Raw genomic sequence first — 24,391 nt, 5'->3', positions numbered from 1 at the left:
ATCTTATTCCCTACTCCGCGCTCCACCGCTCTCTCATACAAATACTTCGCAACGATAATATCCACTACCGCTAAACCAACTGATTTAAAAACAGTAATTTCTTCATCATTTTCGCGTCCAGCTTTTTCTCCGCTTATAATTTGACCAAGTTCAGCGTGAATGGCGTTTGCTTTGAATAGACCTTCTTTTATCGGAACTTGAAGGTCTCCTGTTTCGTCTAGTGCTGCTTCTTTTGATTCGACTACTACTTTGTTTGCGCTTGTGATGGCGTGCGAGGGTAGTTCTTGCATGCTCGGTCTGAATGAGCCGACGGCGTTTACGTGTACACCTTTTTGTAGTTTTTCTGAGAAGACTGGTGTGGATGCGTTCGTAGTTGTGACGATGATGTCTGCTTCACGTATTGCTTCATTTGGATCCCTGTAAACGTAAGTAGGTTTACCTAATTTCTCTTGTACATATTGCGCAAATGCATACGCTTTTTCTTCTGTTCGATTGTATAAAATGACTTTTTCGATATCTCTAACCGCAAATATCGCTTCGGCAATTCCCTTCGCTTGTTCACCCGTTCCGATAATGCATAAAGTTTTTGCGTTATGACGAGCTAAATATTTTGTCGCTACTCCTGATAAGGCGCCTGTTCGGATCATCGTTAAGTACGATCCTTCTAAAAGTGCGAGCGGTTCTCCCGTTTGAAAGTCTGATAGCATCACAATCCCGTTGATCGTTTTCTTTCCTATCTGTTTATTTTGCGGGACTACCGTTACTATTTTTACTCCAAGTGCCTCAAGCCCTTCCGCTACTGAAGGCATAATTAATGCCGTATTTTGCTCATTCGCAAATGGTAACGAACCTCTTATTGGTGTAATCGTTCTTTCTGCGGAAAATTCTTTTAAAGCAAGCGCCGCGTATTCAATAACTTCATTTATATTTACTAAGTTCCTTTGTTCGTTCGCGCTTATGACTAGCATATCTTTCCACCCCCTCCTCCTATCCCGTATTAACGGGCAGTAAGACTCCCATCTAAAAATTCGGTTGGACAAAGAAGTTACACGGGAGATCAACTGCCCGTAAAAACCCGATTGGTTCAACTAATAATCAGTGGGGAACCCCTCCACTGATTAAAGTTTCACTTTATCCTAACAAAAATCCCCGGTTCAAATCATCTCTCGGGTCTACAACGAACTGATGAAATCCTGTAATAAAGGCATTCCCCGTTACTTTTGGAACGACAGCTTCATATGTATCTACTGCGGTTACCGACAATACTTCCCCCTCGAATTTCCCGTCAGTAATGCATTCATGGACGAAAATTTCTCCCTTTTGTAAAGCATCTTTTTCAAAAAGAGTTGCAATTCTTGCGGAAGTTCCTGTACCGCAAGGAGAACGATCTACTTGCCCATCAGCAAAAATTGTTACATTTCGTAGCGTAGCGCCTTTTCCTTTCGGTTCATCCGAAAAAATAACGCCGTATATTCCTTTCAAATCTTCTTCAAGTGGATGTTTCACTTCCATTTTGCTCTCTATATAATGTTTAATTTTACCACCCCACTTTTGAATAGCAGATAAATCTTTGAAATCAACTTTCAAACCAAATTCTTTACAATCTACAACAGCGTAAAATGCTCCGCCAAACGCAATATCTACTTGAAATTCATAGTTATCTATTTTAATAGGAACGTCTTTTTTGTATACAAATGAAGGAACATTTTCAAATGATACAGATTCTACTTCACTCCCGTTATATTTTGCATACGCAACAACTTCCCCAGCAGGGCTATCAATAATGAACTTTTGTTTTTCACCCTTTACTTCAAACATGCCTGTTTCAATTCCAACTGTAATAACAGCGATAATACCGTGACCACACATCGTACTCCAACCTTCATTGTGCATAAATAAAACACCAAAATCAGCGTGAGCACTTGCAGGCGGTGTAATGATACAACCGTACATTCCGTGATGTCCTCTCGGCTCATACATAAGAACTTCACGAAGGTAATCCAAATGTTCCATACAGTATGTACGTCTTTCCAGCTGCGTTTCCCCTTTTATTTCTGGCACTCCGCCCGTAATAATTCGAAGCGGCTCCCCAGCTACGTGTGCATCAATCGTTGTATATATTTTACTAACCTTCATTTCTATCTCTCCCCTATACGTTGATACTATTTCCAACGCAAGTATCATGCCAAATCGTATAGCATTACTTTTTTCAAATCCCCTCAGTAATGTGTATTCTTTTTTCAACAAATTCATATACAACTGTCTACTTTTTTATACACGGCTTGGATGTTACGTTATAAAACACCTCGATAACTTTGCAATTCCTCTCGTACACACATGTAGGATTCCTTTTACCATTATTATTTTCAATGTAAAGTTACTTCGCCCCCCAACATATACTGTTCAAAAGCAAAAAGGAAGTGATCCTATGTATTACGGAACAAAGGGCTGGTACGTAGCTGAACTAAAAAAATTAGGCGTACGCTATCATGAAGGTCGAAAACTAGAAAGTTACCGCGGACACATATTACGCAATTTATTAATCGCACAACAAGAAAAATTAAAAGAACAGTAATATTCTAATGTAACGATATCGACGATTCTCGGAATATATCGGCGATTTTTTAAATTTATCAGCGATTCGCCATGGAATATCGACTTACCGACAAATTCCGCTAATTCATCTATCTACACCACCAATCAATCACACATCAAACTACACTAAAAAGGTCACCCAAACGGGTGACCTTCCTTTCTTATTCACAAACAAGAATTTGTCTAGTAAATGATCCTTTTCTTGTAATACAGCGATCTGTAATTTCAAATCCTGCTTCATGGATCATGTCGTCCATTGTTTCCATCGTGACAACGACTACCTTTTTAGCGATGCGGCGCGCACTTGAAAGAATGGAGAGCTGGTCTTCTGGTGTGGCATGCGTAAATAAGTCGTACGGCATATCGATAATGGCAACGTCATAGTTCTCAGTAATTTCCTCAATTGGACCTTTTGTTACTGTTCCTTCAAATCCGAAATGTGCGATGTTTTTTCTCGTTCCAAGAACTACAAGTGGATTTATATCTCTACCAACGATGTTAATCCCCATAGAAAGTGCTTCTACTACTACTGTTCCAATACCGCAGCACGGGTCAATTGCTCGTACTCCCTCTGGATTTGGTACAGCGATATTTGCAACTGATCTCGCAACACGTGTGCTAAGTGATGTCGAATAACTATGCGGTTTTTTTATGTGATGATACCAAACTGGTTCGCTTTCTACATAGTGCCCGAAGTACCAGCGTCCTCCAAGAGGAACAATCCCGAATACACGCTCTGGATTACGAACATCCGCTTCTCCTTCAATATGCATGCCAAGGTCTCGTTCAATAAGACGTCTTTCTCCATATTCAATTTTATTCTCCCCAACGAGGTCATTGATTTTAACGAAGATAACTTTAAACGACGCTCCCGCCAAATCAATTTGTTCCACTTGTTTTAAAATACTTTCTAAGTCGTCCCCTTCATACATAACCTCAACGCGCTCTTTAATAAATGCACTTCTACTCGGGTCAATTTTGACATCACTTTTTAAAATATTAACGTGGGACTCCATTCCAAAGAACGAGCGCATTTCCAAGTAACATAAAGCACGCTCCTCCTCACGAAATGCATACGTATATATACAGGCAGGTGTTTTACTATGATTATTCAATCTATTATCATCCTCTATCGTTTAAAATTGTTATGATTACAATTACTCAAATACTTTTCTTTTGTATATAAAATTAAATGATATCATATGCCGGAAATAAAGAGAAACGTTAATAAATAAAAGAGACTGCCAATGGCAATCTCTTATTATTTATTAACGGAAAGAAGACACGTTGTTACCCATTTCTTCATAGTAATCTAAAATACCTTGATAAATAGCTTCCGCTGCATTTTGTCTCTGCGCTGGTGTAGCTATTTTATCTGCATCACTTTTATTATCTACAAATGCTAATTCTGCTAATACAGCTGGCATTGTATTTTCTCTAATTACGTATAAATCGCCTTTTTTCACACCACGATCTTTTGTTCCCAGTGCATCTACAAGACGCTCTTGAATTTTTTCTGCTAGTAAACGACTTTCTGATACGTTAGGATTTGTTCCTCTTGCTGTCGCTGATTCATAGTAGAACGTTTCTGTACCTTGTCCATTTTTCTCTTCCGTGCCATTACCATGAATACTTACAAAAATATCCCCATTATTTTTTTGAGCAAATTCTACACGTTTCTTTAAAGAATCAGAAGCACTTGTTCCTGGACGTGTATCATCTGTACGAGTGAATAACACGGTAAATGGTGTCTTTTTCTCAAATATTTTCTGTAATCGCAATGATACATCTAATACAGTTTCACTTTCTTTCTCATAATAACCTGGATTACCTGAATCAACTCCACCATGACCTGGATCAATGATAATCGCTTTTCCTTCTAAGAAGTTATCTTGCTTCACTGGATTTAATTGATTTTTATTAACCCATTGGAAACCAGCGCCCATGCGGATACGAATCCAGCTGCCGTTCTCTTCAATAACAGTTACTTGCTGTGCGTTATGTGTTCCCATTACTTTTGAAGAAGAAGAAGCTTCTGCATAAGTAGTGAATCCTTCATTAATAACCTCTGTTTTCTCTACTAAAGGTGTCCATTTATCACCGTTACTTGTTGCAATTTTGATCCATCCATCTCGTTCTTCTTTAATTTCAACCATTTGTGGATTATGCTGATTTGCACTAATTCCAGAACTTAATGATGGTGCGTGATATGTAATGAATTTTCTATCTATGTACATTTTCTTTGTTTCTACTGGACGATCACTATTTTTGCTAAATTTATCTGTTTGCGCAGTAAGCTGAGCTGCTTGTTCACGCGTAATAGAATCATTCGGTTTCCAGCCATTCTCTGTACCTAAAGAAAGTTTTAATTCTACTAAAATATTAACTTCTTCTTTACCCCAATGATTCTCTAAATCAGCGAATTTTGTAGGCACTGGTCCTGTTACTTTGCTCTTCAGATTATATGCTCTTACAAGCATAGCTGCCATTTCAGCACGAGTTACTTTTCCTTCAGGATCAAATACTCCTGGTTCTCGCCCTTTAATAATATTCTCTTTTTCCATGGCTGCAATAAATGAAGCTGCCCAACTATTTTTTGCATCATTATAAGACGGCTTTGCATTAGGATCTACTTTAGCACCAATTGCTGTTGCGATAATCTTTGCTGCCTGGGCACGTGTTAAATTTCCGTATGGCATAAAGTTACCATCTGGCATACCGTTAATTACATTTCTCTCTACTAAATAATAAATTGCGTCTTTCGACCACGCACTATCTGAAACATCAGGAAATTTCTTCGTTTCTGCTAAACTACTAATTGGATGTGCTAGTAAATTTGCTGCTAATAAACCTGCGGCTATTGCTTTGTACTTCATGAAAAATAAATCTCCTCTCAAAACTTCATATTCATGCAATCTTTTTAATCAAGCTAAATAAAAAATATTAACTATTAATTAATTCCTTTCATAGTGTATAACATTATATATCTATAGTAAACACGTTTCCGGCCTTATAACAAAAATCGCATATATATAACTTATAATGAATGTATATAAAACAAAACTTTAATCAGCCCACAAATAGCGGGATAAAAAAACGATTAGGACATGTCTCCTAATCGCTTCGCCAAATAAAAAGCTGATTAAAAATAATATTTTTAATCAGCTCTCTATTATCTATGAAATTATTCTTCAATTAAATTAGACATTACATATGCATACACTAATGCTTCTGTATGCGCAATAGAACTTTCATGTGTACGTTCAAATGCGTGAGAAGAATCAATACCCGCTCCAATTAACGCATGTTTCACATCAAATCCCGCGCGAATCGCAGCTGATGCATCAGATCCGTAGTACGGATAAATATCTACTTTATATTCAATATGATTCGTTTTCGCAAGCTCTACTAAATGTTTACGTAAAGCGTAATGATACGGGCCGCTAGAGTCTTTTGCACAAATAGATACTGTATATTCATCAGATGCTTGTCCATCACCTAACGCTCCCATATCAACCGCTAAATATTCAACAGTTTCGTCTGGAATATTAGAATTACCACCGTATCCAATCTCTTCATTATTAGAAATTAAGAAATGCGTCGTATATGGTAATGTTACGTTTTCATCTTGTAATCTTTTAATTAATTTTAATAAAATCGCAACACTTACTTTGTCATCTAAATGACGTGATTTTATGTATCCACTCTCTGTAATTTGAACGCGCGGATCAAATGACACGAAGTCTCCTACTTCAATTCCTAATTCGCGTACTTCATCAGCTGAAAATACGCGCTCATCAATACGAACTTCAATATTTTTCTCATCGCGTTTTGCTTCACCTGCATCTTTATATACATGTACAGATGTTTGATGCATTAAAATCGTTCCTGTATACGTCTTGCCACTTGATGTTTCAATTTCGCAATATTCTCCTTCTACAGAGTTCCAGCGAAATCCACCAATCATAGAAAGACTCAGGCGACCGTCAGGCTTAATTTCTTTCACCATCGCACCTAACGTATCAACGTGTGCCGTTAATAAGCGGTGCTGCGCATCATTCTTCCCTTTTACCGTTAAAATAAGAGCACCCTTATTATTACGTTTCGTTTCTACGTTCCACTCACTTACATAGTTTTCAATGAAATTAATAATTTTTGCTGTATTTCCAGATGGACTCGGAATAGAGACAAGCTCCTTAATCAGTTCCATCGTTTCTTTCGTATGATGTGCCATTGTCGTTTCCTCCTCATTTTCTCTACTATTCAGTATACAAAATTCGCCAGAAAACCTCTACTTATATGGCTTAATTTTCTAAATTGTAGTAAAATTCTTTTTAGTATACAAAAGGAGTCCTGAAATATGAATATATCAAAGAAATATATACACATTGCACTCATTTGGTTTTTAGCATCATTATTTTGTTTACAAATCTCTTATGCCATTCATACTACTACTTCTATTACAATCGGCTGGATATTAACAGCTATCTTCTTCATTATTAGCTTCATTGCAACAAAAAAGCATAGCGTTAATGAGTAACGCTATGCTTTTCCTATAAAACTATTCTTCTGAAACATCTAATAAATAAATCCCTCTTTCAAATCCACCGCGCTCTACTTCTTTTTTCTTACGAAGGCGTTCTACATCTTCAATCGATGCACCTTCTGCACGTGCTAATGAAATGATTACTTCTAGTGCATCCGCAAGAGAATCTAGCGCATGTTCGCGTTCTTTCATAGAAGCAAATTCACGAATTTCTTCCGTTCCAATTTTCGCTAAAGCCTGTATGTATGCTTGACCTGTTAATTTTTGTGCTGTATACGTTTTTCCAGACATTAAAATCTTCTCTGGAACACGATCTCTTACTAACTTGTTATATGCTGACATCATTCATCCTCCTATATTTAATAACACCCGAGCTCTGCTTTATAGAAAAACCATTCCTTCTTCACACATGCACTAATCATATCAATTCCTGATCCGTGTGCTCTTACATGCGGAAAGAAATAGTGCTCCGAGTCTTCTTCATTACCGTATAAGGTTTGGTGCTCATCTGGAATCGCTTCTTTTTTCACGTCTTTTTCTTTCGTCACCCCGTCAGAAAACGCAACACTTGGATGTCCCTCAAAAAATAACGCAGTCCGAACTGCCAAAGATGGTGTACTATGCAAAGCATAATATGTAAGCATAATAATAGTCATAATACCGATCATTTTCTTCATGTATTACTCCTAAAAAAAAGTGCTAACACAATTATACTAAAATGTGTTAGCACTTTCTCCCCTTTATCCCGAATTAACGAGCTAATAATCAGTGAGTAATGGACAAACTTTATTCCCCTTTAAATGCTGGTAAACGTTTCTCTAAAAACGCAGCAATTCCTTCTTTATGATCCGCTGTTTGTCTCATTGCATATTGACCACGCTTTTCTAATTGCAATGTTTGCTCTAAATTAGAGCGATTTACTTCACATAAAATTTGCTTCGTTTGAATCATTGCTTTAATCGGTTTTTGTGACCATTCACTAATTTTTTGCTTCACAGCCGTTTGGAAATCTTCGCCGATTACTTCATCAATTAAGCCGATATCAAGCGCTTCGCTCGCCGATAATTTCTTGCCTTCCCAAATAATTTGCTTCGTCATATTTTCACCGACGCGCTTTTGAAGGAAGAAATGACCGCCTCCATCTGGAATTAAAGCGATTCCAATAAAGTTCATCGCAATAACAGATGATATATCCGCCATTACATAATCAGCTGTTAACGCAATACTTAACCCAAGACCTGCAGTTGGTCCATGAATTGCACTAATAACAAGCTTTGGCATCGTATATAATGTCACGACAACTTCAGAAATGGTATTCATAATGCCATCAAACTTACTTTCATCATTACTTGAAAGCATCGATTTAATATCCCCACCCGCAGAAAAACCACGGCCGTTCCCGCATAACACAACAATATGCGCAGAACTTTCCGCTACTTCTTTCAACTTTTGTAATAACTCTTTTAATGTCGGCTCATCTAACGCATTTAACACCTCTGGGCGATTGACCATAACCGTTGCAACGTTACCTTCATATTTCACAACGACAGATTCTGTTTTACTTGTTATTTCCATTATATATACCCCTCTTTTCTCCATAAAGATTATACTTATATAATTATAGAAAAGCATTGAAAAATCCTTCTTTTTTCTTAATTTTCTGTCTAATAATCTCGCAATTTGTACATATATCGTATAAAACATACAATTCCGTTGAAAAATATAGAAATTAAAGTCGGTTTATCCATGCTTTTCATCTATTTACCATTACAATGAAATGGTGTATTCTTAAGTTTGATAAAGTGAGACTTTAATCAGTGGGGGGATGTTCATCCCCCACTGATTATTAGTCCTCACCAATCGGGCTTTTACGGGCAGCCCGATCCCCACCTAACTTCTTTGCTTCCGCTGTATTTTGAGGTGGGGGCTTACTGCCCGGCAAATAGCGGGATAAAAAACAAATATTGAAATTCATTCGCCTTACTATGTAAAAAAGGCTTTATACCCATCTTTTGGGTGTTGTAATAAAGGAATGAAGAACTGGAGGAACATATGGTTAATAAGTTGAAACAAACGGATAACTACTTCCCACATTTCCTATTGCTATTCATTGTGTTTCAACCAATTTTAGATTTATTAACATCTTTTTCAATCTATATATTACACATGAGCGCAACAGTTGGAGTTGTAGTCCGTTTCGCCTTTATGCTTCTTGCATTAGGATACCTACTTCTTCATCACAAACAACAAGATGCGAAAAAGTACATCCTCTATTTATGTTTACTCGGAATCGCACTCGCAATCGGTCTTGTAAATAATATGATGGTTAAATCGCCAGTTTCATTTGGAGAAGAAGTTAAATTCATTTTAAAGAGCGTATATCCAATTGTGCTACTGTTTGGATATATTATCGCCTTTAAAGAGCTAAAAAATAAAGAGTATGTATTTCATAAAATCATTACATATTTCTTATATGCAACTTTAATTTTAAGTATCACTATGATTGTCGCAATGCAAACTGGAACGGATTTCCCAAGCTATCCTCACTCAAAAATCGGTTCAAGAGGTTGGTTCTTCGCTGGAAATGATTTAAGTTCTCTTTTCGCCATTATGTTCCCAATCATTGTCTTATATTCGATTCATAAAACAACTTCTTTCTCGAAAATATATTACTGGATTCCAACAATACTTGCGATGTATGCAAGTATTATGGTCGGAACGAAAGTCGGATATGGCGCAATTGTTATTACATTAGGCGTAGCACTTTTCTTCTCATTCATTGAATATATGATAAATCGTAAAAAAGAAGGAAAAGGATTCACACATATTGTAAATACCGTTGTTGCCACAGTTATACTAGGAGGTTTAATTGTTCTTACACCGCATACTCCTATCGCAAAAAATATGGGCATTCACATGCAAATATACGAATATAAAAAATCAGTACAAGAAGAAAAAGATCGAAAAGAAGGAAAAGTAATTAAAGAAGATCCAGAAGATGCAAAAAAACATGCAAAAGGTGAACTTACAGATTCTGAAGTGAAAAGTTTGATTTACAGTGATCGCGACAAATTCTTAAAAACATACAAACAGTACTATAAAGACGCACCGCTTTCACAAAAACTATTCGGAATGGGTTACGCTGGTAACTACACAGATAAAATTAAATTAATTGAAATGGACTTCCATGACCTATTTTTCGCCTTTGGAATTGTCGGTTTCCTTATTTACTTAATACCACTTCTATACTTCGGTATTAAATTATTCATCCGCATGATCACAAACTTTAAGAAAACCATGACCGTAAAGTATATGCTATTAGCGAGCACACTCATTCTATCACTTGGCATTGGCTTTATGTCTGGCCACGTATTAACAGCGCCAGCCGTTAGTATTTTCTTCGTTGTTATACTCGCTTATATCATTGTTGATTTTGAAATTGAATAAAGTGAAACTTTAATCAGTGGGGGTTTTGTTCATCCCCCACTGATTATTAGTTGAACCAATCGGGCTTTTACGGGCAGTTCATCCCCCACCTAACTTCCTTGCTTCCACTGAATTTTGAGGTGGGGGATTACTGCCCGTTAATGCGGGATAAAAAAGAAGGTGCTACGAAATATTAGTAGCACCTTCTTTTTTATTTAATTAATGTTTTACGTACTCTAAGCTTTCTTTTGCAATATACGCTTCTGTTACAGTAGGATTATCTGAAATAACTTTAACCCACGCTTTTCCATTTATTATTTCTTCACCAGTAACTGTAACAACTACATTTGTATTTAAACGATACAGTCGCTCATTTGATATACTAGGATTCTTTTTCACTTCCACGTTATTCATCACACGTGCAAGTTTGTACTTGTTGTATTCTTTTTTACCTAAATAAGAATCAAAACGGTTCATATGCCCCGCTACTTTTTTACCCCAATTCGCATCAGATGCATATTTCGCATTTAAACCAGCAGCTTTATCACCTGTATATGTTGCTGTATAACGCCAATGTCCTGGATTTAAATATCCTTCATTCATGTATAATTTTGCTGCATGTTCAATACAATCTTCTTTTGAATTGAATGCTTCTCCGTTACCATATGGACTATCGTCTGTTGCTTTTAAACCAAATAAATTATTTTTGTCTTTTGCAAGAGCGCTTGTTCCATAATAACTTTCATGAATTGCTAATGAATATAAGAATAATGCATTTACATTATACTTGCTTTCTACTTCTTTAAATTTCTTTCCTAAACCAATTAATGGAGAGTCTGGCTTAATCGATTTCACATAACTATCTAGTTGTTCAGCTGTATAATCTGTTTTCGAACGTAATGATAAATAATTGAAATATTGATAGAAAGTTTCGTCTCCGAATGTCTTTCCATCTACACTATACATTTGCTGTCCTTGCTTCATGAAAGAAGGTGCCACACCATATCTAAATTCTGTATATCCAGGTGAACTTGTATTATATGTATAATATTTATGGTATAAATATCCATCTGATTTCACATAATAAGACGACTGTTTCATTTCATTTGTAGGAATTAAAGTAATTTCATTCTTCTTCACATAACCTGTCAAACCAGAAAGTTGAACTTTCACACGATCTTCGCCAACTTCTAACACTTTCAATTCTGTTCCATACTGAATATACGTATATACTGTTGACAAATTCTCATCATAAATATTAATGATGTTTTGCCCAGTTATTCTTTTCGCACTTGCAAAACCATCTTTAATCCATAAAAATTCGTTCTCGTATTTTACCGCATTCATACCTTTATTTTGAGCAGCCGTAACCGCTTCTTTATACGTATTATAGCGCTCTACTTCTTGCTCTGTTCCGTTTTCTCTTACATTTGTCACAACATATTTCTTAGTTTCTACAGGATTGCTATTTCCGTTTTTTTCAATCGTCTGAAGCATGCGATCCAACATAGCTGAAGCCATCCCTCTTGTAGCTGATAAATGTGGTCTAAATGTATTATCTTCTGGATACCCTTTAATAATTTGAGTAGCCACCATAACTTGCACATGCTCTTTATAGTTAATACTATCTTTATCAGTAAAGGTAAGCGGACTTACAGCTACTTTAATATTTTTATAGTCTAACGCTCGCTTTACCATTATCGACATTTCTTCACGTGTAATCACATCATTTGGTGAGAATGTCTCGTTCGTACGACCATTAATAATTTTCGCTCCATATGCTCTACTTACACCATCATATAAACCGTAAGTCTTCGGCACATCCTCGAAATTCGAATCAGCTTTCGGTAAATTTAAAGCCCTTGCTATGAATGTAGCAAACTCTGCTCTTGTTACTAATTTATCAGGCGCATATACATTGTCTCCATACCCCATTAAAACTCCTTTAGTAATAAGTGAGCGCATATTCGTCTCAAACATATGTCCTGTAATATCATCATTTGCCGCATAACTTGAAATAGGAGTTAAAAGTAATGATCCCGTTAATGCCACTGCTGTTATACCTTTTGAAAAAGTCTTCAAGGTTATCCTCCTCGTAATCTACGAATTTATTATCACAAATTTGATTATATAATAATCACAATCATTTTAGCATAATAAATAGGAATTAAAATAAAACGTTTTTTAATTAGAATTTTCATTAAATTCAAAACAAAAGACACTTTACTTTTTTAATAAAGTGCCTTTTTCCATATGATCAATGAGTTTCTTTGTTGCCTGTTTGCCTTGCAACCGAAGCTCATCTATTGTTAATTGTAGCTCTTGCTGCACAGTTCCTTGTTGCATTAATTGCTTTTTCGCAATTTCATATAAATACTCAGCACTCCATTCGCCATCCACACTTCCTATAACAGGCTGATTCACTTGACTTAAAAACGAATCAATTTTCGGATCGTATGAAATCCCGACCATTGGAGTTTTGGCTACAGCAGAAAAAACAAGTGCATGAAGACGCATACCAATTAGTAATGAACATTGTGATAAAATGAATATTTTCTCGTCGATATCCATTTTATATGGAAGCATATACGTCTCTTCTCCCATTAAGTCTACTACTTCACGCGAAGCTTTTTGATCAAATGGCTCATGCATTGGAACAAATAAAATTTGGTATCCTTCTTGCTTTAATTTTTTTAATGCCGCAGCTAATTTTTTTATATAATCTTCTTTTGCATTCCAATAACGCACACTAACCGCGATTACTTTTCCATGTATCGAATGCTTTTGCAACCAATCCGATTGTTTTGTCCGTTTCCATGTTAAAACAGGGTCTGGAACAATTTCAATATCGTTTTTTATACCAAGTTCTTTTAAATATAAAAACGAATCCTCATCTCGAACTGATACATAGGAAGCTTTTGACAAGTTCCATTTTACTAATAGACGATTATATCCTTTTGTAATTGGACCTATTCCTTGTGAATAAATATAATACGGCTTTTTTAATAATCGAGCGAGTCCCATAATACCCGTATAATATAGAATACTCTTCGTACTTGTCTGATCTTGAAGAAGGCTCCCGCCACCACTAATAACTCCATCACTGTTTTTGATCGCATGATAAACAGCTTTTATATCCCAGCGATCTACCGATTCTACACCATACATTTCCTTTGTATATTTAGAATCATTTGATAGTACTACTAGTTCTATATCCGGGTTCTCTTTACTTAACGATTCAATAATTGATTGTAGAATCGCCTCGTCTCCAACATTATAAAAACCATAATATCCTGATAAGACTAAACGCACCCTAAATCTCCTCCAAAACTAGGTAACCGTTTATTTCATCTAACATAAACTAGTACCCATTCCTTACCTAAACACTTGATACCCTACATAGTTTCCTCTTTATCAGCTCATATGAATTATAATAAAAAATTAAATTTCTATATTTATCTTTTCAAAAATGGTATTTTGTTTATTGATATCCATTTTAATTTCAAAGCACATATACCATACAAAATGGTTGTAATACTTAATGCTATACCACTGAATAATAACGTCATAATTCTTGAAGATGTAACATCTATCACATTAAATAGTTCATACAATCCTAGTCCCAAAATACATGCTATTGCTAGCACACCAAAAAAGCTTTTTAAATGAATAGAATAGGCAATATAGCTTCGAATATACAAATGATTTACAATACAAATCAATACGTAAGTAATGAATGTACTATACGCCGCTCCATCTATGCCAAACTTCTGCACGAACATTATGTTTAACACGACTTTCACACAACTCGCACCAATAACAATCCATGCAGCTTGTGCAGAACGATTAATGCCCTGTAAAACACCTATTGATAATACCATAACCGCAGTAAAATACGAACTGCCAATCATAACTGTTAACATACTACTGCCTTTTACGTCTGTGAACAATCCGACATTTAACGGTACTGTTAATGCCATCAACCATATTGTTAACGGTGCTGTCAAAACATGCGCTAGTCGATTTGTATTTTGAATTGTTATTTTCGCCAAATTTATATCTCTTTTGGCCAATGCGGAAGTTAAGAGTGGTATTAACGGAAATACAATTGCACTTGCAAAAATAACAATTATTTGCGTGAATGCAAAACCACGACTGTATATTCCAAATTGTTCTTGAATTTCTGTTGATAATCCTTGTAATACATGCGGTATTGTAAGCGAGTCTACTAAATTTAAAAGTGGCATTGATAAAGCTCCGATAGCGATTGGGATCGATACCCGCAATATCTTTTTGCCGTTTTCTCTTAAATCTCGGAGCGAATAGGAATTGCTTTTATTGTAGTATGGACTTCTATTATATTTTATACGCAAATATATAAGCGAACTAATGACTCCAAGAAAAGAGCCAACCATCGCACCACTAGTAATAACAGTATTACTCTTATCCCATGATACTAGTATGTAAGCAATTATTAACATAAAAAACACACGTACAAATTGCTCAATGACCTGTGATACCCCTGTTGGTTTCATATCACCGAAACCTTGAAAATACCCTCTATAAACTGCCATGTATGGCGCAATGAGTAATGCTAATGAAGTAATAAGCAACGGCATTCTAGTTTCTTGTCCACCAAGCATATTTGCAATTTCAATAGAAAATAATACAATGACTAAACAGCCGAAAACGCCAAATGCTATTCCTATAATTGACGCTGATTTAAATAATTTCGCAATTTCCTTTTGCTTATTTTTTTCGTTCAACTCTGCAATTAATTTCGAAATTGCAAGTGGAACTCCGGCTACCGATAATGTAAGAGCAATCATATATACAGGAAAAACAAGACGGAAAATACCGAGCACTTCATCTCCTGCAATATTTTGTAATGGAATTTGAAAAAAACTACCAAGCAATTTCGACAAAAAAGTTGTAATTGTTAAAATCGCTGCTCCTTTTACAAATGTTTTATTCATATTTTTTCTCTTTTCTTTTATACATATACTCTCAAACATATTGTTTTAAACGATAGGAATTCACTTTATCCCATTGGTTATCATAACAAATTTATTATAGGTTGAATACTTGGTTTTTTTTACAAAATAGAAAAGAGAACCAATTCACGCCTATCTCTTCACACTCTAATTTCTAATTCCTTCCATTATATGTACACATTATAACTGTTTTCGTTACTCAAAAAGAGCTCTTCTCTATCACTGCAGTACATATTACTAAAAACATTATAAGAATATCCCACAACTCTACATTATAATGTATGTAAAATTGTGAGATATTCTAATTACCATCTAAACACTTAAGATCTTCAATTGTTCTTTCTGTTCATCGTTCGCTATTACTACGATTGTTTTTTCAATACTCGGGTGTACTTGCTCAAGCTTTACACTTGCCCCTGCTTTATTTGATTGCTCAACAAAATTTAATAATGCCATAGCTCCTGATACATCCATATAACGCACATCTTTCATACGTAAAACAACCGGTGACTTCACATCTTGTAAAGTAGAGAAAATACGATCTACTGATAAGAAAGAGAGCGGTCCTTGAATCGTATACGTTTCTTCTCTTTCTTTTACGATAGAAGTTTTACGTTCTTTACATTTCACCATATATATGATGAACGAAAGAATAATACCGAATGCAACAGCAATCATTAAATCGAATTTCACCGTCACAATCATCGTTACGAGCATAACAACGACATCACCTTTAGGAGCGACATGCATCTTTTTCATGCTTTCCCAATCGAACATTCCAATACCAGTTAAAATTAAAATACCTGATAGTACAGCAAGTGGAATATATTGTACGACCGAACCAAGCCCCATAATAAAAATAAATAAGATAACACTATGCATACACGCCGAAAGTGCCGTTTTACCGCCACTTCTTATATTCACGATAGATCTTACAGTTGCACCTGCACCTGCTAATCCGCCAAACAATCCGCTCATCATATTACCGATACCTTGTCCAACGAGCTCTTTATTACTTTTATGACGTGTACCTGTCACATTATCCATTACGACCGATGTTAACAACGAGTCAATCGATCCTAATAAAGCAATACTAAGCGCTGGTAAAATAAGTGCTGCTATTCCTGTTCCACTTAAAGATGGAATATGAAGCGTAGGCATCGCTTCTGGAATGGTTCCAATCTTTTCAATTACTTTATTTAATGAAAGATTTCCGATAATCGGTAAATTTACTGTAAGTCCTTCGAGTAGAGAAGAAAATAAAGGGAGTAAAGCTGTCACACCGACTAGTGCTACTAAACTAGACGGAATCGCCTTAATCCATTTACCAGAAACAATCATTACAATAATCGTTAACACAACAAGTAGAAAACTATTTTGTACGTGCTTTATTTCGCCTAAAATAATGATTAATGCAATACCATTCATAAATCCTGAAACGACAGGATACGGAATATATCGAACGTAAGAACCGAGCTTACATACACCGAATAAAATTTGAAATAACCCTGCCATCATAAAGGCAATAAAACTCGCCTCTAACCCGTGCGTCGCAATAACTCCTGTTGCGATAACGGTAATTGGTCCAGTTGGCCCCGTTACTTGCCCAGGTGTCCCGCCAAATAACGCTGCGAATAAACCTGCAAAAATCGCACCATACAATCCAACAAGCGCTCCCTCAGACGTTCCTGTCGCAGCAATACCAAATGCAATCGCAAGTGGCAACGCAACAATCGCAACAGTAAATCCCGCTAAACATTCCTTTGCTATTTTTTGAAACATAAAAAAACCACCTTTGTATAAAGTCCATGTTCCATTGTACACCTAAAAAGATATATTCGTTAGTTCACTTTTTACATTCTCGTGACGGAAACGTATTCAATGAAAAGTTTCCCCCTTATCTTTGGAAACAATTGCAACTATGCTATAATGAACAAATTAAATCTTTTACTATATACTTGGAGGCACTATGCTAACTTTTGAAGAAAAATTATCGATTATTGAATCTTTCCCAGAACTAGAAAGAAAGAACGTATCATTAAAACGTGTAAACTTCCACTTTGAAGAAAGTCGTTTAGATAAAAAGAACGTTGTATTTCATTTACACCCAAATGGAAATGGATTTGTGTATGCAAGCGGTATTAAAGGTTACAAAACGGATGATAAAGGTATGGTTAACATCCGTGAGTTTTCAGCAGAAGAGTTACGTTCAGTAATTGAGAAATCAATCGACCTTCTATCACAAGAAGAAGTAGTAGCACCTGTAGAACCTGCGAAAGAAGAAGAATGGCAGAACGAAGATGGTCATATTCTTACTCTTATTTCAGAGGATGACATGTGGAACGTGTACGCTGGTGTAAACTTAGACGGTACATTCAACTCTTATCCAGAAGCTGCGGAATACCTTGATGAAGAAGGTTTTTCACGCAAATAAAAATAGAAACCTATTTTATTCAACGACTTTTATAGTAATCAAAAAAGACACTTAAGGTGTCTTTTTTTGTTATATAAACTCCTTTCTCACACTATCTCTATTAATTTTCATAAAATGATTCAGAGGAGGTTTATATGAATACAACTGCTAAATTAATAAATTGGAAAGAACATGGCGATATGATTATTCTAGAATGTGAATTAAATGGAAAACGCTTCGAGATATCAACATATAAACAACGAATATATAATGCACACCTTTTATCAGCTGACGTTTATATTCGTTTAGATTCATCTGATAATATAATTGGAATAAATATCTATAAAAAGTAAGAAAAGCCCCCCTATTCCGTAAGCGGGCTTTATCTTTATTACAAAATGTTAGAGTATACTCTCTTTTTTTCATACAGTTTATGTAATTATACATATTCATTAAAAAATACACTAAATGAATATTACATGTAGTAAAATATAACTTATGGGCACGTTCTATAAAGCAGATTCTTTTAAAAGGCGTAACATATCAATTATTATAGGGGATGTGGCGTCACTTCGATATTGATCTCAAATCTCTTGTCTTTTGTGAACTAACAATCTAGTGTATATAGACGATTCTGCTTTATAGTGTGTGTTTACACTCATAACAAAGGGGTAATGGTAATACGGATAGATTCCGATTCGTATGAAATGAAATGGTTCAAGTCGGAGAGAGGCACCTTAAGGTGTCTTTTCTTTTTGGACATTACATCCATTTTGTTTTTCCACCTTATTTCAAATGCGCTAATTAACCTTCACCAAGAAGAAATGAGAATTAACAAAAATATTGTTTCTTCTGTTTAATACAGAAAAATGAAGGATACCCCATAGATATGGGGCATCCTTCATTTTCTATTTTTTCGCACCTTTCAACGACTCCCTCAGTACAAACTTCTGCAACTTCCCGCTCGCATTACGAGGGAGTTCATCTACAAATAAATAATGACGCGGACGTTTATAATCTGCTAACTCGTCACTTTCTTTGCAATACGTTTCTAAATCAGCTTCAGTTATTGTTTCATCTTTCTTCACAATAACTGCCACAACACGCTCTCCCCATAATTCATCTGGTTCACCAAGTACCGCCACATCTAATATACCGGGATGACTATGAAGGAAATCTTCAATTTCGCGAGGGTAAATATTTACACCACCGCTAATTACCATATCATCAACGCGATCTGCAACGAATAAATAACCATCCTTATCGAAGTATCCTAAATCACCAGAATGATACCATCCTTTATACATCGATTTTTTATTCGCCTCTTCACGATTATGATAGCCAGCCATCATAGTTGGACCGCGCAAAATAATTTCTCCCACTTCATAAGGAGGTAATACATCATCTGGTTCTGCCGGTGCCTCCTCGTTCGGTTTCACAATACGAACTTCATGGCTAAAGCATGGCGTGCCTGCTGAACCAGCTTTCGTAATTTGATCCTCCTCTACGAGAAACGCAACAACTGGTCCCATTTCTGTCATTCCGTATATTTGAACAAGATCAATATAAAGACGTTCTTTACATTCCTTCACTAACGCCGGTGCCATTGCCGCTCCGCCATATATACCGATTTTCATTGAAGTTAAACCATACTGAGTTAAATCTTTTTGCAACAACATATTCCACATCGTCGGTGCTGCAAAGAACGTCGTAATCTTTTCTTCTTGAATCGTATGTAATACTGTGTCTGTATCAAAATGATGCAAAATGACATTCTTTCCGCCAACTTGAATGCGTGGTATGATTCCGGCATTTAATTCACCACAGTGATATAAAGGCGCAACAACAAGCCCAACACTATCTCTATTATATTTTAGGAAATACGTACAAATCATACTATGCTCAGCCATTTCACGATGACGATGTAATACGCCTTTCGGATGACCTGTCGTACCGCTCGTATAAAGCATAGAACAAAAGTCCATTTCATCAATTTCGATATTTACTTTCTCAGAAGATGCTGCATTCACTTTTTCATGGTAGGAACTTGCATAGGAAGGTTTATCGTTTTCTATAGACCAAAAAGATGTATTTGGAAAATCTCGTTCAATGATAGCAACAGTTGACTCAACTGCTTTTTCAAAGACAACGACTTTCGAGGATGCGTCCTGAAGAATATAAGATACTTCTTTCGCCTTTAAGCGAAAGTTAATCGGGTTAAAAATTGCACCAATTTTCGCACAAGCTAAGTAAACGTTTACAAATTCATGGCAGTTATATAAGTAAACAGATACCGTATCTCCCTTTCTTACTCCATCTTCTAATAGAGCGTGCGCCGTTTTATTTATTTGTGCATCCCACTGTTTATATGTCCAGCGAATATTTTTTTCAGGTTCCACTAACGCCTCTTTATTCGGATACTTACCAACAGATAAATCAAAAATTCTCCCTATCGTCATGTACATGCCAACAATTTCCCCCTTTTCTCTTTCATAAATCTATCATTTCGTCCATAAGTAGACATTGTCCTTCAATGTTTTGACTAATTTTTCTGATTATTATCGACATAGTTTTACATACGGTGCCGCTAGACGGTAAATGAAATTATATCAGCAATTTTCCGAATATATCGACTTACCGACAAAAACTGACAAGATATAATCGCCCCCCGTTACTGCAGAATAAAAAGAGGTTGTTCCGACTCGGAACAACCTCTTTCTTCTTATGCGAATAGCTCTTCTAAAATTTCCAGTTTATCTTCTGTATATTTTACGAAGCCATCGTTATATGATTTTGGATCTTTCGGATTCGCGAAGTGCGTAATTGCTCCCGTCTTCGGATGAACAAATTTACTTGATGCACCACAGCCAAGTCCGATAATCGATTGTACTTCTTCCATAATGACAATGTTGTAAATACTTTCTTGCGTCGGCATTGCATAACCAACGTTCTCTAAGTTACCTAAAATATTCTTTTGACGATATAGGTAATATGGTACGTAATTATGCTTTTGCGTCCACTCTTCTGCTTCGTGCATCATCGCTGTAATTTCTTCGCGACCTGCTACTTTATATTTACGTTTGTTTTGCGTCATTTCAGAAGCACGTTTAAATGATAACGTATGAACTGTTAATGATTCTGGCATTAACTTTTCTGTTTCATCTAACGTGTGCTTGAAGATATCTAGCCCTTCACCAGGAAGACCAATAATTAAGTCCATATTAATATTGTTCATTCCCATTTCACGAGCTAAGTGATACTTCTCAATTGTTTCTTCTACAGTATGATGACGCCCAATTGCTTTTAATGTCTCTTGATGGTATGACTGCGGATTAATACTAATACGGTCAATATTCCATTTATTTAACACTTCTAGCTTTGCTGGCGTGATCGTATCTGGACGACCTGCCTCAACTGTTACTTCACGTACATTTTTCACGTCTGGGAACGCTTCGTACATTTCTTCATACAGCATATCCATCTCTTCTGCTGTAATACTTGTAGGTGTACCGCCGCCATAATAAATCGTCGTAACTTTCACACCTTTTTCTTTTAAAAACTTACCAATTTCACGAACTTCATAATGTAAACCACCTAAGAACGAATCAACAGACCCTTGGCGTCCATTAATCGCATAAGCCGGGAATGTACAGTATGCACATTTCGTTGGGCAGAACGGAATACCTATATAAATACTTACTTCTTCTTTCAAACGGTATAAATCCGGAACAACTGCTAATTGGCAATCAACAATACGCTGAAGAAGTTCAATTTTCTCTTCATGAATTAAATAACTTTCACGAAGTTCTTGATGCGCTTCTTCTTTTGACATACCATTTTGAAGCATTTTATGAAGAAGTTTCGTCGGACGTACTCCCGTTAAAATACCCCAGCTTTGTTCAAGTCCAGTTAACTGCTGAAGAACAGAAAGATATACATAAGAAACAACGTGCTTCACTTGCTTCATACGCTCTTTTTCATCTGTGAAAGCAGATAAATCTTTCGAGAATGTTTCTTCATACACATTTCCTGTGCTAACATCCGTTAATCGAGCGGATGCTTTCACATTATCCTCAATGTGTATATCAACGATCAGATTCGCTTCCTCTTGTTCAAATCCAATCGTACTATCTTCAAAAAATAAGCCGCCAATATTTTGTAGCGGACGTAAAAAACGATCATCTTGTAACGTTTTAATTGAAATTAACACATTATCACCTTTTCATTTGCAAACTCTCTTTAGTTTACTTGAAGGGCGTTTACAGGTCAATACAGAAGGTTTTACCTGTTTCTCTTACATTTTTTCAAATAATTCTTTTTATGAATATCGCTCATGTATATAGACATCATGATTTTCTCTTGTTAAAATTTATTAGTACAAAAAATCGTTACATAGCGAAAATACAATATATAAAGGAGGAATGTTAACACTAGATTCCATAATCTAATGTGTTAAAAAAAATATGAAAAAGAAATTTTATAGTGTATTAACTCTCTCTCTTGCATTACAAACTGTTCTTGCACCTACTTATTCATTTGCAGAGAGTGCTGAAAAATCCGCCGAAGTATATACGGAGGATCAAGTTTTTAAAAGTATTAAAGAGCATGTTAATGAGCATAGTACTCATGAAGAAGATATCGAGGTTACTGGCCAATTCCTACTATACACTTCAAAAAAACATTCATTATATACCGCGAATGATTTAAAAAACAAATCGAATATCGAGATTACAGAACAAGTCGTAACGGCGACAAAGAAAAAAGGAAATGCTTACTACATAACGACGTCAATTGGCGCTGGATGGATAGATAACAATGATAATAGCTTAGAAGTTCAAGAGATTCATAAACTATCTAACCAAAAATTAATCGTAAAAGAAGAAGCTTCCATACATGCCCTTCCGTTCCAATCGTTTAAAGAAGAAGGGAAACTACAACCACAAGTCATTACTCCTACTGAACAAGCTGGAAATTGGTTTAAAGTCCAAATAAACGAAACAGCAAAATGGATTTATGCACCTTCTGCTACATTTGAAGGTACAAAAGCTTCATTATTAAAAAACAGTCGTACTGCTAAAAATAGTTTATTGAGAGCTCCGGAATCTCTACAAACAAACAATATTTATGGCGTTACATTTAAAGAAATGATTGTCCCAAAAGGAAATGACGATATTCGCCCTGGCTACCCGATGGTACCTAAATATATTACGATTCACGAAACGGCTAATACAGCGAAAGGTGCTAATGCTCTAAATCATGCAAAATTCTTAGATAACCAAGCGCGCGGAACAGCTGATCGCGCCGCATCTTGGCATTTCACAGTAGATGATAAAGAAATTTATCAACATCTTCCGGTAAATGAAGTTGGATGGCATGCTGGAAATAAAACTGGAAACTATGAATCTATCGGAATTGAAATTGCCGTTAATCAAGATGGAAACTATGAAAAAGCGGTAGAAAATGCCCGTAAATTGGCAGCTTATTTAATGAACGACTTAAATATTTCTCTAGATAAGGTCCAAAAACACCAATTTTGGTCAGGAAAAAACTGCCCTGCGTTTATGATTCAACGCGGACAATGGAATGCTTTCTTAAAAGGAACTGAAACATACTATAAGGAAAACCAAAAAAATCCCGTAACTGATGACATTACAGGTGGATGGTATGAACAAGACATTCGTCAATTAGCAGCTAGAGGCATTATGCAAGGAGAAGGGAACGGCAAGTACTTCCCAGAACGTCTTGTAACGCGTGCTGAATTTGCTACACTAATTACTCGTGCTTTACAATTACCAAGTGGAAATGCTAAGTTCACAGACTTAGAACAAGTACACCCATCTTTAAGAGACGGTATTAATCGTGCAGCAAGCGCAGGCATAATCCGCGGACGTGGTGATAATACATTTGATCCAAATACTACAATTACACGCGAAGAAGCTGTTATTATGATTGATCGTTCTCTAAAACACGCTGGTATTTTTGCAAAACAAGTTGAACTACCATTCGTAGACCAAAACTTAATTTACGCTAAAGAAGAAGTACAAAGAGTGTATGGATATGGAATTGTAAAAGGTAATGAATTGAATCAATTCGTACCAAAAGGACCATCACAACGTGCACACGCAGCTGCATTTATAAACAGAATGCTTAGCGTAATTGAAGCTTAAAATATTTATCATTCCATATAGATATTTTCATTTTATCTGTATTAATTTAAAAGGCATCAGAGATTGTATATCTCTGATGCCTTTTATACATCCGTTAACTATTTTTAGCCATGAATCTTAAACGTATTCCTAGTAACAGAAGCATAAAACCGATGAATGGAACGTAATTCGTATTGTGTCCTGTAGCTGGAAGTTGTTGATTATTAGAAGAACCTTGTCCTTGTTCTGGTAAATTAGGTTTTTCTACTCC

General features: G+C 35.9%; 21 protein-coding genes. 6 read left to right on the top strand and 15 right to left on the bottom strand.

The genetic code is table 11. The features are described from left to right. Nucleotides 1-968, bottom strand: a 968-nt coding sequence (locus tag MR170_RS22755; RefSeq protein ID WP_242309424.1) for an ornithine cyclodeaminase family protein, incomplete at its 3' end; no start/stop codon positions are given. Between the two features lie 163 nt (nucleotides 969-1,131). Continuing rightward, nucleotides 1,132-2,136: a proline racemase family protein gene (locus tag MR170_RS22750; RefSeq protein WP_242309422.1), complete on the bottom strand. Its 1,005-nt coding sequence runs from the start codon at nucleotides 2,134-2,136 to the stop codon at nucleotides 1,132-1,134. A 208-nt stretch (nucleotides 2,137-2,344) separates the two neighbouring features. On the opposite strand from MR170_RS22750, the gene MR170_RS22745 reads away from it, so the two are divergent. Beyond that, entirely contained in the window at nucleotides 2,345-2,575 is a 231-nt protein-coding gene (locus MR170_RS22745; RefSeq protein ID WP_100910561.1) for a YflJ family protein, read from the top strand. Between the two features lie 181 nt (nucleotides 2,576-2,756). Here MR170_RS22745 and MR170_RS22740 read toward each other — a convergent pair whose 3' ends face one another. From MR170_RS22740 to MR170_RS22730, 3 genes are all read right to left on the bottom strand, one after another. Beyond that, entirely contained in the window at nucleotides 2,757-3,710 is a 954-nt protein-coding gene (locus MR170_RS22740) for a TRM11 family SAM-dependent methyltransferase (protein WP_001059312.1), read from the bottom strand. 153 nt (nucleotides 3,711-3,863) lie between these two features. Further along, entirely contained in the window at nucleotides 3,864-5,471 is a 1,608-nt protein-coding gene (locus MR170_RS22735; RefSeq protein ID WP_242309420.1) for an N-acetylmuramoyl-L-alanine amidase, read from the bottom strand. A gap of 308 nt (nucleotides 5,472-5,779) precedes the next feature. Continuing rightward, the gene (locus MR170_RS22730; protein WP_029441720.1) at nucleotides 5,780-6,829 is read right to left on the bottom strand and encodes a M42 family metallopeptidase; all 1,050 of its coding nucleotides are present in this window, start codon (nucleotides 6,827-6,829) and stop codon (nucleotides 5,780-5,782) included. A 126-nt stretch (nucleotides 6,830-6,955) separates the two neighbouring features. On the opposite strand from MR170_RS22730, the gene MR170_RS22725 reads away from it, so the two are divergent. Further along, entirely contained in the window at nucleotides 6,956-7,135 is a 180-nt protein-coding gene (locus MR170_RS22725) for a hypothetical protein (RefSeq protein ID WP_016082691.1), read from the top strand. Between the two features lie 21 nt (nucleotides 7,136-7,156). On the opposite strand, the gene MR170_RS22720 is transcribed toward MR170_RS22725, so the two are convergent. The 3 genes from MR170_RS22720 to MR170_RS22710 all read right to left on the bottom strand — a co-directional run bounded on the left by MR170_RS22720 (nucleotide 7,157) and on the right by MR170_RS22710 (nucleotide 8,740). After that, nucleotides 7,157-7,483, bottom strand: coding sequence for a nucleoside triphosphate pyrophosphohydrolase (locus tag MR170_RS22720; RefSeq protein WP_001277348.1), 327 nt, complete (start codon nucleotides 7,481-7,483; stop codon nucleotides 7,157-7,159). A 17-nt stretch (nucleotides 7,484-7,500) separates the two neighbouring features. Beyond that, entirely contained in the window at nucleotides 7,501-7,818 is a 318-nt protein-coding gene (locus MR170_RS22715; protein WP_242309418.1) for a hypothetical protein, read from the bottom strand. Between the two features lie 109 nt (nucleotides 7,819-7,927). Beyond that, nucleotides 7,928-8,740 (bottom strand): enoyl-CoA hydratase, encoded by an 813-nt coding sequence (locus tag MR170_RS22710; RefSeq protein ID WP_141553267.1) that lies wholly within the window; start codon nucleotides 8,738-8,740, stop codon nucleotides 7,928-7,930. Between the two features lie 453 nt (nucleotides 8,741-9,193). Here MR170_RS22710 and MR170_RS22705 point away from each other — a divergent pair, with 453 nt between their 5' ends. Then, nucleotides 9,194-10,588, top strand: a complete 1,395-nt coding sequence (locus MR170_RS22705; RefSeq protein ID WP_242309416.1) for an O-antigen ligase family protein — start codon at nucleotides 9,194-9,196, stop codon at nucleotides 10,586-10,588. Nucleotides 10,589-10,786: 198 nt separating this feature from the next. On the opposite strand, the gene MR170_RS22700 is transcribed toward MR170_RS22705, so the two are convergent. From MR170_RS22700 to MR170_RS22685, 4 genes are all read right to left on the bottom strand, one after another. Then, nucleotides 10,787-12,649 carry an S-layer homology domain-containing protein gene (locus MR170_RS22700; RefSeq protein ID WP_000847506.1) on the bottom strand — a complete coding sequence of 621 codons (1,863 nt, stop codon included), beginning with the start codon at nucleotides 12,647-12,649 and terminating at the stop codon, nucleotides 10,787-10,789. Nucleotides 12,650-12,790: 141 nt separating this feature from the next. After that, nucleotides 12,791-13,879: a polysaccharide pyruvyl transferase CsaB gene (gene csaB, locus MR170_RS22695; RefSeq protein WP_001241591.1), complete on the bottom strand. Its 1,089-nt coding sequence runs from the start codon at nucleotides 13,877-13,879 to the stop codon at nucleotides 12,791-12,793. A gap of 143 nt (nucleotides 13,880-14,022) precedes the next feature. Then, a complete protein-coding gene (locus MR170_RS22690) occupies nucleotides 14,023-15,543 on the bottom strand; it encodes a putative polysaccharide biosynthesis protein (protein ID WP_242309414.1) in 1,521 nt (506 codons plus the stop codon). A 330-nt stretch (nucleotides 15,544-15,873) separates the two neighbouring features. Next, nucleotides 15,874-17,343 (bottom strand): SulP family inorganic anion transporter, encoded by a 1,470-nt coding sequence (locus tag MR170_RS22685; RefSeq protein ID WP_242309412.1) that lies wholly within the window; start codon nucleotides 17,341-17,343, stop codon nucleotides 15,874-15,876. 187 nt (nucleotides 17,344-17,530) lie between these two features. Here MR170_RS22685 and MR170_RS22680 point away from each other — a divergent pair, with 187 nt between their 5' ends. Both MR170_RS22680 and MR170_RS22675 read left to right on the top strand, forming a co-directional pair. Then, nucleotides 17,531-17,995 carry a hypothetical protein gene (locus MR170_RS22680; RefSeq protein ID WP_000954998.1) on the top strand — a complete coding sequence of 155 codons (465 nt, stop codon included), beginning with the start codon at nucleotides 17,531-17,533 and terminating at the stop codon, nucleotides 17,993-17,995. Between the two features lie 134 nt (nucleotides 17,996-18,129). After that, a complete protein-coding gene (locus MR170_RS22675) occupies nucleotides 18,130-18,327 on the top strand; it encodes a hypothetical protein (RefSeq protein WP_001098258.1) in 198 nt (65 codons plus the stop codon). A 555-nt stretch (nucleotides 18,328-18,882) separates the two neighbouring features. Here the strand turns inward: MR170_RS22675 and MR170_RS22670 are convergent. Both MR170_RS22670 and MR170_RS22665 read right to left on the bottom strand, forming a co-directional pair. Further along, nucleotides 18,883-20,439, bottom strand: a complete 1,557-nt coding sequence (locus MR170_RS22670; RefSeq protein ID WP_242309411.1) for a fatty acid--CoA ligase — start codon at nucleotides 20,437-20,439, stop codon at nucleotides 18,883-18,885. Between the two features lie 257 nt (nucleotides 20,440-20,696). Continuing rightward, nucleotides 20,697-22,184 carry a coproporphyrinogen III oxidase gene (locus MR170_RS22665; protein WP_242309409.1) on the bottom strand — a complete coding sequence of 496 codons (1,488 nt, stop codon included), beginning with the start codon at nucleotides 22,182-22,184 and terminating at the stop codon, nucleotides 20,697-20,699. Between the two features lie 253 nt (nucleotides 22,185-22,437). On the opposite strand from MR170_RS22665, the gene MR170_RS22660 reads away from it, so the two are divergent. Next, nucleotides 22,438-24,141, top strand: coding sequence for an S-layer homology domain-containing protein (locus tag MR170_RS22660; RefSeq protein ID WP_242309407.1), 1,704 nt, complete (start codon nucleotides 22,438-22,440; stop codon nucleotides 24,139-24,141). Nucleotides 24,142-24,235: 94 nt separating this feature from the next. Here the strand turns inward: MR170_RS22660 and MR170_RS22655 are convergent. Beyond that, nucleotides 24,236-24,391: LPXTG cell wall anchor domain-containing protein (locus tag MR170_RS22655; protein ID WP_242309426.1), on the bottom strand; the 156-nt coding region annotated here is incomplete at its 5' end.

Origin of the sequence: Bacillus cereus group sp. BfR-BA-01524 (assembly GCF_022662595.1) — a bacterium.
Lineage (GTDB): Bacteria > Bacillota > Bacilli > Bacillales > Bacillaceae_G > Bacillus_A > Bacillus_A thuringiensis_S.
This window is presented reverse-complemented; position numbering and strand designations above follow the sequence as displayed.

What these genes read in the sequence shown, in the direction of transcription:
- MR170_RS22750 (WP_242309422.1), bottom strand. Translation starts at nt 2,136, where the DNA reads ATGAAGGTTAGTAAAATATATACAACGATTGATGCACACGTAGCTGGG.
- MR170_RS22735 (WP_242309420.1), bottom strand. Translation starts at nt 5,471, where the DNA reads ATGAAGTACAAAGCAATAGCCGCAGGTTTATTAGCAGCAAATTTACTA.
- MR170_RS22730 (WP_029441720.1), bottom strand. Translation starts at nt 6,829, where the DNA reads ATGGCACATCATACGAAAGAAACGATGGAACTGATTAAGGAGCTTGTC.
- MR170_RS22725 (WP_016082691.1), top strand. Translation starts at nt 6,956, where the DNA reads ATGAATATATCAAAGAAATATATACACATTGCACTCATTTGGTTTTTA.
- MR170_RS22720 (WP_001277348.1), bottom strand. Translation starts at nt 7,483, where the DNA reads ATGTCAGCATATAACAAGTTAGTAAGAGATCGTGTTCCAGAGAAGATT.
- MR170_RS22715 (WP_242309418.1), bottom strand. Translation starts at nt 7,818, where the DNA reads ATGAAGAAAATGATCGGTATTATGACTATTATTATGCTTACATATTAT.
- MR170_RS22710 (WP_141553267.1), bottom strand. Translation starts at nt 8,740, where the DNA reads ATGGAGAAAAGAGGGGTATATATAATGGAAATAACAAGTAAAACAGAA.
- MR170_RS22705 (WP_242309416.1), top strand. Translation starts at nt 9,194, where the DNA reads ATGGTTAATAAGTTGAAACAAACGGATAACTACTTCCCACATTTCCTA.
- MR170_RS22690 (WP_242309414.1), bottom strand. Translation starts at nt 15,543, where the DNA reads ATGAATAAAACATTTGTAAAAGGAGCAGCGATTTTAACAATTACAACT.
- MR170_RS22685 (WP_242309412.1), bottom strand. Translation starts at nt 17,343, where the DNA reads ATGTTTCAAAAAATAGCAAAGGAATGTTTAGCGGGATTTACTGTTGCG.
- MR170_RS22680 (WP_000954998.1), top strand. Translation starts at nt 17,531, where the DNA reads ATGCTAACTTTTGAAGAAAAATTATCGATTATTGAATCTTTCCCAGAA.
- MR170_RS22675 (WP_001098258.1), top strand. Translation starts at nt 18,130, where the DNA reads ATGAATACAACTGCTAAATTAATAAATTGGAAAGAACATGGCGATATG.
- MR170_RS22670 (WP_242309411.1), bottom strand. Translation starts at nt 20,439, where the DNA reads ATGTACATGACGATAGGGAGAATTTTTGATTTATCTGTTGGTAAGTAT.
- MR170_RS22660 (WP_242309407.1), top strand. Translation starts at nt 22,438, where the DNA reads ATGAAAAAGAAATTTTATAGTGTATTAACTCTCTCTCTTGCATTACAA.